General features: G+C 39.5%; 8 protein-coding genes. 5 read left to right on the forward strand and 3 right to left on the reverse strand.

The genetic code is table 11. From position 1 onward, the window contains the following. Position 1: 1 nt before the first annotated feature. Complete coding sequence (gene glgC / locus PSF11_RS08850) at positions 2–1,294, reverse strand: glucose-1-phosphate adenylyltransferase (RefSeq protein WP_004922133.1); 1,293 nt, start codon at positions 1,292–1,294, stop codon at positions 2–4. Positions 1,295–2,048: 754 nt separating this feature from the next. On the opposite strand from glgC, the gene PSF11_RS08855 reads away from it, so the two are divergent. After that, positions 2,049–2,303, forward strand: a complete 255-nt coding sequence (locus PSF11_RS08855) for a helix-turn-helix domain-containing protein (RefSeq protein ID WP_004922128.1) — start codon at positions 2,049–2,051, stop codon at positions 2,301–2,303. Positions 2,304–2,572: 269 nt separating this feature from the next. Here the strand turns inward: PSF11_RS08855 and PSF11_RS08860 are convergent, their stop codons facing one another. Continuing rightward, positions 2,573–3,565 carry a hypothetical protein gene (locus PSF11_RS08860; protein WP_036941230.1) on the reverse strand — a complete coding sequence of 331 codons (993 nt, stop codon included), beginning with the start codon at positions 3,563–3,565 and terminating at the stop codon, positions 2,573–2,575. A 318-nt stretch (positions 3,566–3,883) separates the two neighbouring features. Further along, entirely contained in the window at positions 3,884–4,720 is an 837-nt protein-coding gene (locus PSF11_RS08865; RefSeq protein ID WP_072502448.1) for a MurR/RpiR family transcriptional regulator, read from the reverse strand. Positions 4,721–5,006: 286 nt separating this feature from the next. On the opposite strand from PSF11_RS08865, the gene PSF11_RS08870 reads away from it, so the two are divergent. From PSF11_RS08870 to PSF11_RS08885, 4 genes are all read left to right on the forward strand, one after another. Then, positions 5,007–6,518, forward strand: coding sequence for a CoA-acylating methylmalonate-semialdehyde dehydrogenase (locus tag PSF11_RS08870; protein ID WP_004922117.1), 1,512 nt, complete (start codon positions 5,007–5,009; stop codon positions 6,516–6,518). Between the two features lie 12 nt (positions 6,519–6,530). Next, the gene (gene iolD / locus PSF11_RS08875) at positions 6,531–8,468 is read left to right on the forward strand and encodes a 3D-(3,5/4)-trihydroxycyclohexane-1,2-dione acylhydrolase (decyclizing) (protein WP_014656440.1); all 1,938 of its coding nucleotides are present in this window, start codon (positions 6,531–6,533) and stop codon (positions 8,466–8,468) included. A gap of 1,042 nt (positions 8,469–9,510) precedes the next feature. Continuing rightward, complete coding sequence (gene iolG / locus PSF11_RS08880; protein WP_004922108.1) at positions 9,511–10,497, forward strand: inositol 2-dehydrogenase; 987 nt, start codon at positions 9,511–9,513, stop codon at positions 10,495–10,497. Between the two features lie 120 nt (positions 10,498–10,617). Next, a complete protein-coding gene (locus PSF11_RS08885; RefSeq protein ID WP_004922104.1) occupies positions 10,618–12,306 on the forward strand; it encodes a solute:sodium symporter family transporter in 1,689 nt (562 codons plus the stop codon). The last annotated feature ends 3 nt before the right edge of the window (positions 12,307–12,309 follow it).

Raw genomic sequence — 12,309 nt, forward strand, 5'->3', positions numbered from 1 at the left:
CTTATTCCTTATTGTTATGTAAATTATCTAACATCTCTTTTGTGACGAGAACGATACCTTGTTCTGTGCGATAGAAGCGTTGGCTATCTTCTTCAGGGTTTTCGCCAATAACGGTATTTTCTGGAATGACGCAGCCTCTATCGATAATACAGCGGCGTAAACGTGATGAGCGCCCAATATTCACTCCGGGCAGTAAAATAGAAGATTCGATATTACAGAATGAATTGACTCTCACGCGAGGGAATAACACAGAGTGTATGACAATCGATCCTGAAATGATACAACCCCCCGCAACAAGTGAATTCATGGTCATGCCATGGCTTCCCGAGCGGTCTTGGACAAATTTTGCAGGTGGTAAAGGCTCCATATAAGTACGGATAGGCCAGTTGCGGTCATACATATCTAACTCAGGGGTTACCGAGGCAAGATCCAGTGTTGCTGACCAATAGGCTTCTAATGTTCCGACATCGCGCCAGTAAGGAGGAACATCGGCATTGCTGGTGACACATGAATATTCAAAGGGATGAGCGAGAGCTTCTCTTCTGGCCACTATTTTGGGAATAATATCTTTACCGAAATCATTACTGGAACTCGGGCAAAGGCTATCGTCTTCTAACATTTTGTAGAGATAATCACTGTTAAAAATATAGATCCCCATGCTCGCTAAACATGAATCAGGCGAATCTTTTAGTACCGGCGGGTCTTGTGGTTTTTCATGGAATTGGGTTATCCAACGATTCTCATCAATTTCCATTACACCAAATTGATGGGCTTCCTCTTTTTTCACTTTGATGCAGGCAACGGTAAATTTTGCATCATTGTTAACATGATCGAGCAACATGCGTGAATAATCCATTTTATAGATGTGGTCACCCGCAAGGATCACAATATATTCTGCACGATAATTACGGATAATATCCATATTTTGATAGACCGCATCGGCCGTGCCTTTATACCAATGGTCGGTAATTTCGCGTTGCTGTGCAGGTAGTAAATCGACAAACTCATTCATTTCTTCATTAAAAAACGACCATCCTCTTTGGATGTGTTGTACTAATGAATGAGATTGATATTGGGTAATAACACCAATTCGTCTAATACCCGAATTTAGGCTATTTGATAATGCAAAATCGATAATACGAAATTTACCACCAAAATGAACAGCAGGCTTGGCTCGTTTACTCGTTAATCCTTTAAGGCGAGTACCTTTACCTCCAGCAAGGATCAAAGCAACAGCCTTTTGAGGCAAATGACGAGCTAACATCATCATATTATTCATATCATTTTGAGACATACCTTAGAACTCTCCAAAATAAGCAAACTGTTATTTAAAGATTTCCCTATTGGTGTATACCTTTCATATTTCAAGTTTTTGTTCTTTTGAACTCAATGACTTAACTATTATTTTGTTCGCCATCTACTGTTATTCAAAATATTCAAGTATAGTAAAACTTAATATAATCGTTTATTGATTACTTTTAATCTAAAAAAGATGACTTTTTTTATTTTTTTATATTACTTACATTCAATAATATACTAGACTTTAGAAATTTAAATATGACTTTAAATGTTTTTCTTTTTTGGAATAAAATTAGTCCTAAATCAACTGACATAAAATGTCATAATTAGTAACAATAAAGTTATTTATCTTAATAATAATATGGCGATAATCTTATGAATGTTTTTAAAGAGTGATTATATAATTTAATAAATAAAAATAATAAAACACATAAAAACCACATAAAACTTACATGTATAAAATTCTTAAAAAGACGGTTTAATGCTGAATAATACGAAGTTAGGATACACATTTTTTGTGATTAATGTCACAATAAATATCTAGGGATAAAAAGATCTATTTTAAAAATGTTCTTATGATTCACTGGGTTATGTTTTATGGCTAAAATTAATCATTTAGTACTATTCATAATTCGATGAGTTTTTTGGCGTCATTTTTTAATTTAAATCAATTAATTTATGGAAGCAGAATGCTAATTTACGCATCGTCAAAACTAACTTTACTTAATTTATTTTTTTAGGGGGTTATTATGCAAAAAGATAATATTGCAAAACTACTTGGTATCAAAATTCGTAAACAAAGAGAAAGTCATAAAATGACGTTAAAACAAACGGCTAGACTAATTGGCGTTTCTGAAGATGAGATGACTCGCTTTGAAAGTGGTGAAAGCTGTATCGATGTCGATTCTTTATTCCAATTTGCCTGTTTATTTAACTTGGAGCCAACGACGTTTCTGTATGGTGTTGTTAACGTTAACCTAGGTACACGCTGTACCATTCATTAATAGGCGTATGATACACTCAGGGAAGGCTATAAAATATCTTGTAAACACCGTCAACAAAAGCACCAAATATCAACATAGAGAGATACTATGAGAAAGTTAATCGGACCGGAAGGAATGACAGAGTCATTATCTTTTTTGGCTCTATTTCTTCCGGCCTTGATTGTTAATTAAGTAATTATACTGAATAGTTTGATTTTTATTATCAAAAAATAATCAACAAGGTTATTATTGAATACATTATTGATTTGGGTAGATTATAAATTCACTTATCAAATAAACTGATTTAATTCCAATTGATTTAAAATCGATTCAGTTATTTTATTGATATCAATTAATTGTGAGTTTATGACGATTTTGTTTGTTTTATGTGGATTTAAGATGAAATGGTCAAGCTGTTTTATAATCAATGAATTTTCGTTAATTATTGAGAATTGGTTATTAGACATTAGAAAATTCTCAAATTGGAGATCATGATGGCATTGCTTAAGGGATAATTTATCAGAAACATTCCCTGTATTAAAAAACAGTTCTAGCGAGGCTAAAAAGCCATTGCTGTCTTTTAAATTAATCATAAGCACATCACCTTTTTCAATGTGTGAAAATGGACGAGAATATTGAATTGAGAGGGAATCAAATTTAAATTCAGGCAGTAAATTAAGGAGCAGCGATACTTTTTCTGCAATTAATGAACGTAATGTCTCTTTGGAAAGGCAATCCATTTTATCAATTTGACGGTGGGCGGATAAGCGCAATAAACCACTATCACGAGTACTCTTATTTGATAAGATTGATTTCATTTCATCATACTGGTGAGAAAAACGAAGCAGGCTATTTTGGCAGATATTAACATCGTTGTATTTAGCTAATTTGAGTAAATTAACTAACTCATTGGTTCCATAATTTGGAACATTATTGAGTAAAATATTTTTTCCTGAATTAATCGCAGATTGAATAATAAACTTTAATAGCTCTTCACCGCATAGGGATGTCACGATAATTGTATCAACCGCATCATTGTCGATGAGATGCTCGATTTTTCTTTTTTGGCAAATAAAGTATGCAGCTGAAGGTATCGGTGAATCTAACGAACAAACGGAGTTGAGTTGACAATGATGTTGGCTATGCAATATCGCTTCTGTGTACCATGTATTGTGCGTGGGGGAGCCTATGAGGCCAATACCTGTCTTATTTAACGAGACAAGCGCATGCTGCTCTTCAAGTAAGCGAAGGTGGCCAAACAAATAGAGAAAATGTGTATTCATTACCAAGCTCCTCACCGAAAGGTTAGTTTCAGGTGTTTACATAATCTCAACATAACAGTGTGAAATAATAATTTCATTATTATTTTTATTGAAATTCATGTTTTCTGATGAGTCTCACAATTTTTAAAGACACTGGTAATAGGCTTAGATTTCATCCATGAGTGGTGATTAATAGCATCAAGAAACGAGGTACAGGTTAGTGAGTTTGGAGATTGCCGAAATTGAGGAATATTGAAAGGGAAGGGGAATCGATACCGCTTTGTAATGTTCCGGGCTAAGTCACAACGGAGGTATTTGTGTCCAAAGCCCGTCTTAAGATTAAACTAGCTTACTGCCTTGGCGATAAGCCAGTGCAACAGTGAGTGATTGCGCAAGACACAAGGTTGCTGACTGGGAACGGAAGGCATCAACTTGGGCTTCTTTGATCACAAAACAGACATCACTAAAACTAGCGAGTGGGCTGATTTGGCTATCTGTGATAACAATCTGCTTTGCGCCAGTTTGGGCGGCTTTTTCGCTCACCATAATGGTTTCTTCTGCATAAGGTGTGAAACTAATAGAAACCACAACATCTTTTTCGTTAATTCGGTTGATTTGCTCTTTGAACATACCACCAAGGCCATCGAGCAATTGTGGACGGCACTCTAAGTGGCTAAGGGCATAGCTAAGATAGGTTGCAACGCTGAACGAACGACGTAACCCAATGATATAGACATTTTCTGCTTCGGCTAATAGGGTGACGGCTTTTTCAAGATCTTCAGCGGGGGTTCTCGCTGCCATTTGTTGTAGCGCTTGCGCATTTGAGTGAGCAAACTCTTTTAAAATCTGAGCAGGATCATCACTCAGTTCTTGGTCGCTATCCATTTCACGAAATAAACGGGCGCGATCGGTGTAACTTGCCGTTTCTTCCACTAAATTCATACGAAATAACTGTTTCATTTCGTTAAATCCGCTGAAATTAAAGGCATTAGCGAAACGGATTAAGGTAGATGGTGGAACATTGGCTTCCTTAGCGATGACAGCAACTGTATCAAAAGCCACACTATTTGTGTTATCTAAAACATATCGTGCTACTTGCTGTAGCCGTTTACTTAGTTCATCGTAACGGGAACGAACTTGCTCCTGAAACTCATTTAAATTCGATGCAGTTGACATAAAACCTCCGTGACTAGGCTATTGATTGTAGTTATTTTCAGCCGTTAGTCGAATTTTTTTGAAAAACTAATCCAACTAAATGGAATAATCAATTCATATTGCTTTTTATCTGAGGGCTGATTAAAACGATTTTTGAAACCAGTGTCTTTATCTTCAATCGACAATTTCATAAAAACTCAGTCTGGATCACATAAATTGAATGTTATTTCAGTTTTAGTTGAAAATGAAATGGATATTTCATATATCTTTAGCAACAAGGTAACTCTATCAGCTAAAGAGAGGCAACATGCAACAGATTCAGAATTTCATTGGCGGTGAACTTGTATCCAGCCAAAGTGGGCGTTTTGCACCCGTATATAACCCTGCAACCGGTGAACAAACAGCTCAAGTTGTGTTGAGCAGTGCTGCTGAAACTAAACAGGCAATAGAGGTTGCCCATAAAGCCTTCCCTAAGTGGTCAAAACTGTCTCCACTAAAACGTGCGCGTATCCTATTTAAATTTAAAGCGCTGCTTGAAGAGAATATGGATGATTTGGCGCGTTTAATCTCGAAAGAGCACGGTAAAGTATTTTCAGATGCTGTCGGTGAATTAACTCGCGGTCTGGAAGTCGTTGAATTTGCTTGTGGCATTCCACATTTACAGAAAGGTGAACATTCCGCCAATGTGGCAACCGGTGTTGATAGCCACTCCTTAATGCAGCCGTTGGGGGTATGTGCTGGCATTACGCCATTTAACTTCCCTGCGATGGTGCCTATGTGGATGTTCCCAGTCGCATTGGCAACGGGCAACACCTTTGTCCTAAAACCGTCGGAAAAAGATCCATCACTCGCTATTGAATTAGCAAAACTATTAAAAGAAGCGGGTTTACCCGATGGTGTTTTTAACGTTGTTCAAGGCGACAAAGAGTCCGTTGATGTATTGCTTCGTGCACCTGAAGTTCAGGCGGTCAGTTTCGTGGGTTCAACACCAATCGCAGAATACATTTACACAACAGCCTCAGAGCATGGCAAACGTTGCCAAGCACTAGGTGGTGCAAAAAACCACTGTATCCTAATGCCTGACGCAGATATGAACCTAGCGACAAATGCGATTATGGGGGCGGCGTTTGGTGCGGCTGGCGAGCGTTGTATGGCATTATCCGTCGTGCTTGCTGTTGGTGATGAGACCGCAGATACACTGATTGCAAACTTGAAACAGCAAATCGCTAAAATGACCGTAGGTCCGGGTATCGTTGATGGTAAAGAAAATGATATGGGGCCTGTGATTTCAGCACAGCATAAAGCAAAAATTTGTGACTATATCACCAGCGGTGAAAAACAAGGTGCTAGCCTGTTAGTTGATGGACGTGATTTCAAAGTGGCAGGTTTTGAAAATGGCTACTTTGTAGGGCCAACTCTGTTTGATAATGTCACTCCAGACATGGACATCTATAAAGATGAAATTTTTGGTCCAGTACTCGCCATTGTGCGTGTTCCAGATTTTGAAACAGGTCTGAAACTGATCAATCAACATGAGTATGGCAACGGTACGGCTATCTTTACTCGTGATGGTGAAACGGCTCGTGAATTCCAAGAGAATGTGATGGCGGGGATGGTGGGTATTAACATACCAATTCCAGTTCCGATGGCTTTCCACAGTTTTGGTGGCTGGAAACGTTCTATCTTTGGACCGCTGAATGTTCATGGAAATGATGGCGTACGTTTCTATACACGCATGAAAACGGTTACCAGCCGTTGGCCTGCAAGTGTCCGTCTGGAACATCATGAAAGCAGTTTCACAATGCCAACTATGGAATAAATGGAGCCCCATATGAATAAGCAGACAATGACCACAGCTCAGGCATTAGTTAAGTTTCTTAACCAACAATATGTTGAGGTTGATGGCGAGCAGTATCCGTTTATTCAGGGAGTATTTACCATCTTCGGCCATGGTAACGTAGTAGGTTTAGGGCAGGCGCTAGAAGAAGCGCCTGGACACCTGCAAGTTTATCAAGGATGCAATGAACAAGGGATGGCGCATATTGCTACAGGGTTTGCGAAACAGAAAAAACGCAAGCAAATTTGTGCAGTGACATCCTCTGTTGGGCCGGGGGCAGCAAATATGGTGACGGCGGCTGCGACAGCGACCGCGAATCGCATCCCTCTTTTATTGCTGCCAGGTGATACTTTCGCAACACGTCAGCCTGATCCAGTATTACAGCAAGTTGAGCAATATGGTGATGGCACGATCAGTACGAATGATTGTTTCCGGCCTGTTTCGCGTTATTGGGATCGGGTATCTCGTCCAGAGCAATTGATGTCAGCGATGATCAATGCCATGCGTGTCTTAACCGACCCGGCAGATACGGGAGCGGTAACAATCTGCTTGCCACAAGATGTTCAAGGTGAAGCTTGGGATTATCCGGACTATTTCTTTGCTAAACGTGTTCATCGCATTGAACGTCGTCCAGCGACAACCGTGAGTTTAGAAGAAGCGGTCAGTTTAATTCGTAGCAAGAAAAAGCCACTGTTAGTCTGCGGTGGTGGGGTACGTTATTCCGAAGCGCATGATGCTTTCCGTACTTTCGCGGAGCACTATGCAATCCCATTTGGCGAAACTCAAGCAGGTAAAAGTGCCATTGTGGCAAGCCACCCTTTAAATGTGGGGGGTATTGGTACAACAGGCGGCCTAGCCGCGAACCTACTAGCAAAAGAAGCCGATTTAGTGATTGGTGTGGGAACACGTTTCACTGACTTTACTACCGCATCAAAGTCGCTGTTTAGTCACCCTGATGTACAGTTTTTGAATATTAACGTTGCTGAGTTTGATGCCTATAAGCTCGATGCCTTAAAAATTATTGCAGATGCAAAAGAAGGGCTAACGGCACTGGATGCTTTATTACAAGGTACTGGCTATCAAGCACAGTGGGGTGAGCGTATTCAACAAGCTAAGCAACAGTGGCAATCTGAGTTAGATAGATTATTCTCGATTCAATATAGCCCATTGAATTTTGTGCCAGAAATAGCGGGTCACCTTGATGATAAATTAGAGGAGTATCGTGAAGCGCTTGGTACAGAGTTGGCACAGACTCGCGTCTTGGGGCTAATGCAGCGCCATATGGAAGATGATGCCATCGTTGTTGGTGCAGCAGGGTCATTGCCGGGAGACTTACAGCGTATTTGGTTACCTAAGCATCCTGATACTTATCATTTGGAATATGGTTATTCATGTATGGGGTATGAAATTGCTGCTGCCATTGGCGCAAAAATAGCAGCCCCGGAACAACCTGTTTATGCGATGGTCGGTGATGGCTCCTATTTGATGCTACACAGTGAGTTACAAACGGCTATCCAAGAAAACGTGAAGATCACCATTCTGTTATTCGATAACGCAGGTTTTGGTTGTATTAATAATCTGCAAATGAGTCAAGGCATGGGGAGTTTCGGAACGGAAAACCGTCATCGTAACCCACAAACAGGGCAAATGGATGGTCCATTAGTTAAAGTTGATTTTGCTAAAAATGCCGAAAGTTATGGGTGTAAGAGTTATCGCGTACATGATGAAGCTCAATTGATCGCCGCAATTGAGGATGCTAAATCGCATTCAGGTTGTGTATTAATTGATATCAAAGTACTCCCTAAAACGATGACTAACGGTTATGAAGCGTGGTGGCGTACCGGAACAGCGCAGGTCGCGAAGAAACCGGAAGTGGTTGCCGCAGCAGACAAAATCAAAGACATGGTTGCTAACCGAGTACGGCAGTACTAAATCATTACTCTGTAGGGAGGGTAATGGGCTAAATGCTTTAGCCATCTCTTTGCATCGCTCAAAATAAGTTGAAATATGCTTGTTTAATAAGGGGAAATAATCCGCCTTAGCCAATCGGCACATTGAAATATTGAGAGCGGTGATGAGCTCTAATCAGACAAGATCAGGTTATTTATCGGGAAGTTTGCATGGATGCAGTGGTTGTTATTTGACGATTAAAGTGGTTGACGTCATTAGGTTATTTCTTTTACCCAGCGAAAGCTGGGTTTTTTGTTTGTCCATTTTGGGCATTGAAGGTTAAAAGCGATTTAATAAAATGATGAGCGTCGGCAAAGACTAAGTGAGATTGATGAAAAAAGTACCATCAATCAGCGAAGAAGAGACACCTCAATGTTTCTCTAATAGGGCTGGGCATTGTCGAAGATTGTCGGGAAAGCAATATGATTTAGGTTGATGTATCACGGCAAGTGTTAACTCGTTTTACCGAGTGCGAGAAAAAACGCATTTTGGTGAAGGTATGAAGTACTCGTTGGTGAAATGGCAACAACAATTCAAAGTCGAAAAGTCGTTTTTTTGGCATAAAGTGGCGTAACTCCTTTCACTTCACATCTTAAAGCTGTTCCTTTGATCGTTGGTCGTTCAGTTCGCTGGGAGCTTATCTTGTGCCATATTTATGGTTTTAGCGGGGGAACTCACGTCGACTCTTTCATTTTATCAGGAAAAAGGCAGTCAAAATAAAAGGAGTCGCTGTGACGAAATGATAATTAATGAAATGAACATTCCAAAATATCCGTTAAGTTGAATATCTCCCGTTATTAACCTTACTCTAATTGTGACTATCGGCATGCTCTAAAGGCTAATTGATTGAGTTTACATTGTTATTTTGTGATCAGAATAACACTAAAAATCCACTTTATTATAGCAATTGTTATCTAGTCCTCAAAAACATAATTTTCAATTAATTATAAATTGAAATGAATGTTTTATTTGTTATATTTCATCATATCCTAATAGTGGATTTATCGCCTCAAGGAGCATTTCAATGTTCAATATAGCACTATTTGGCGCAGGACGTATCGGGCAGGTTCATGCTGTCAATATTGCCGGCCACAAAGAAACTACACTTTACTCTGTGATTGACCCTTACCAACCTAATGCGCAAGCATTGGCTGAGAAGTACCAAGCGAAAGTTCAATCTACAGAAGAAGCGATGCAGGACCCAAATGTTCATGGCGTTCTGATTGCTTCTGCAACGGATACTCACGCAGATTTAATTGAACTTGCTGCAAAAAATAAGAAAGTGATTTTTTGTGAAAAGCCGGTGCACTTAGATCTTGAGCGTGTTAAAGCGTGCTTAAAAAGCGTTAAAGAGCACAATGTACCTCTCTTTATTGGCTTCAACCGCCGCTATGACCCACAATTTCGCCACCTGAAAAATTTATTCGAACAAGGCGCAATTGGTAAAGCTGAATCTTTAATTATTACATCACGGGATCCATCACCTCCACCAGCGGAATACGTTAAGGTTTCCGGTGGTATGTTCAGAGATATGACAATTCATGACTTTGATATGGCTCGCTTTATGATTGGCGAAAACCCATGCTCAGTCTATGCACAAGGTAGCAATGTCGTTGATCCTGCAATAGGGCAAGCAGGGGATATTGATACCGCGTTTATTATTTTGAAATTTCCATCAGGAGCCATGGCAACCATCTCTAATAGCCGTCGTTCAGGTTATGGCTATGACCAACGTATCGAATTACATGGTGAAAAAGGGTTGTTAACAGCAGGGAATATCAAAGAAAACAGCGTTGAGTTTTTAAGTGATGTTGGTTGCTTATCCGCAAAACCTGAATTCTTCTTTTTGCAGCGTTACCACGAAGCGTATAAAGCAGAATGGGAGCATTTTGTCGATATCCTTGCAGGCCGTGCTGAATCAGAGACAACAGGTACAGATGGTGAATTGGCGCTTTACTTAGCAGACAAAGCCCTAGAATCACTAAAAACAGGCAAAGAAATTCAACTTTAGTTTTAAATACCTCTTGTTTACCGATTACTAAATAAAAAGCGGGAAATGCCATTCCCGCTTTATCAGTCACCTTACATAAATTTATGCGCTAATTATAAATAGAAAGGCTTGGGGGTACTAATGCTGGCTCTACTTTCATTTATCGGCTTTACCTTATTGGTTGCTGGGATTGCTTATTATAAAACCCGAAATGCACATTTGACCTCGTCTGCCGAGGGCTATTTTTTGGGTGGCCGTTCCATGACTGGCCTGTATATCGGTGGCTCTATGCTACTGATGAATTTATCTACTGAACACCTTGTGGGACTAAATGGTTTATCTTTCCGAACCGGTTTTATTGTAATGGCTTGGGAAGTTATGGCGGCATTAACCATTGTGTTATTCGCTATTTATTTTTTACCGAAATATCTTAAATTAGGTATTTCGACTATTCCGGAATATTTAGAGCGCCGTTTTGATAAAAACACCTTATTAATTACCTCTATTTTATTCCTCGCAATGTATGTGATTTCATTGCTACCTATTGTGTTATATACGGGAGCTATTGCTCTTGAAAGCTTATTCCAAGTTTCACATGTTTTTAATGTCGATAAAACAACCGCCCTGTGGATTATGGTATGGGGAGTTGGTGGTTTAGGCGCTATTTACGCCATTTTTGGTGGTATTAAGGCGATCGCGATTGCAGATACTGTGAACGGCGCAGGTTTGATTATTGGCGGTCTATTAGTGACAATATTTGCCCTGATTTATGTGGGAGATGGAAACGCTTGGGCTGGATTAACTGAAGTCTATCAATCACATCCAGAGAAATTTAACTCCATTGGTGATGAAGATTCACTCGTACCATTCTCGACTCTATTTACAGGGTTAATTGTTTCAAATATGTTTTTCTGGTGTACTAACCAGTCAATTGTCCAAAAATCATTGGGCGCTAAAAACTTAGCGGAAGGGCAAAAAGGGGTGATGCTCTGCGCGTTCTTTAAGTTGATCATCCCATCAATCATTATTTTACCGGGTATTATTGCATTCCATATTCTTAATGGCGAAATTGATAATCCAGATAACGCTTATCCCGTCTTAGTACACATGGTTCTACCTGAATTCTTAGTTGGATTCTTTGCCGCGGTGGTGGTTGGTGCAGTTTTCTCAACATTTAGTGGTGGTTTGAACTCTTCGGTCACTTTATTTACGGTTAATATTTATAAAGATCGTATCAATAAGAATGCGACAGAAGCTCAGACGGTTAAAGTCGGTAAATATTTGGGGATCGCTTTAGCGCTGGCAACCATGATTATAGCTCCTTTGGTTGCTAATGCTCCTGATGGCTTATTCTATTTAATTCAACAATTACAAGGTATCTTTAACGCACCTATTTTAAGTGTGGTGTTAGTTGGTTTGATGACTAAGCGTGTTCCTGCCATTGCTGCAAAATTAGGTTTATTGTTTGGTATGTCTGCTTACATCATTTGTAACTTTATTTTGGATCTAGATATCCACTTCTTCCATTTAGTGGGCATTTTGTTTGTCGCAAATATCCTCTTTATGCTGACTATTGGTTACTTCTTCCCGGGTAAACCTTATGAAGATGTTTATACTGAACAGGTTGATATCTCACCATGGCGTTTTGCGACTCCTGTTGCTTGCTTGATTGTACTAGGCGCTATCTCAATGTATGTCTATTTGGCTCAAGGTGCACCAAGCTATGTCATGATTGGTTACTATATTTTTGCCGCTATCCTTTTAACCTTTATTATTTATAAATTCTCAAAGGCGTGGTTAGTGGGTAAAACTCAGTCGGTTAATGCATAAAGG

The organism is Providencia sp. PROV119 (assembly GCF_028482435.1).
GTDB classification, from domain to species: domain Bacteria; phylum Pseudomonadota; class Gammaproteobacteria; order Enterobacterales; family Enterobacteriaceae; genus Providencia; species Providencia stuartii.

Coding starts and splice junctions, on each gene's coding strand:
- glgC (WP_004922133.1), bottom strand. CDS start 1,294: ATGTCTCAAAATGATATGAATAATATGATGATGTTAGCTCGTCATTTG.
- PSF11_RS08855 (WP_004922128.1), top strand. CDS start 2,049: ATGCAAAAAGATAATATTGCAAAACTACTTGGTATCAAAATTCGTAAA.
- PSF11_RS08860 (WP_036941230.1), bottom strand. CDS start 3,565: ATGAATACACATTTTCTCTATTTGTTTGGCCACCTTCGCTTACTTGAA.
- PSF11_RS08865 (WP_072502448.1), bottom strand. CDS start 4,720: ATGTCAACTGCATCGAATTTAAATGAGTTTCAGGAGCAAGTTCGTTCC.
- PSF11_RS08870 (WP_004922117.1), top strand. CDS start 5,007: ATGCAACAGATTCAGAATTTCATTGGCGGTGAACTTGTATCCAGCCAA.
- iolD (WP_014656440.1), top strand. CDS start 6,531: ATGAATAAGCAGACAATGACCACAGCTCAGGCATTAGTTAAGTTTCTT.
- iolG (WP_004922108.1), top strand. CDS start 9,511: ATGTTCAATATAGCACTATTTGGCGCAGGACGTATCGGGCAGGTTCAT.
- PSF11_RS08885 (WP_004922104.1), top strand. CDS start 10,618: ATGCTGGCTCTACTTTCATTTATCGGCTTTACCTTATTGGTTGCTGGG.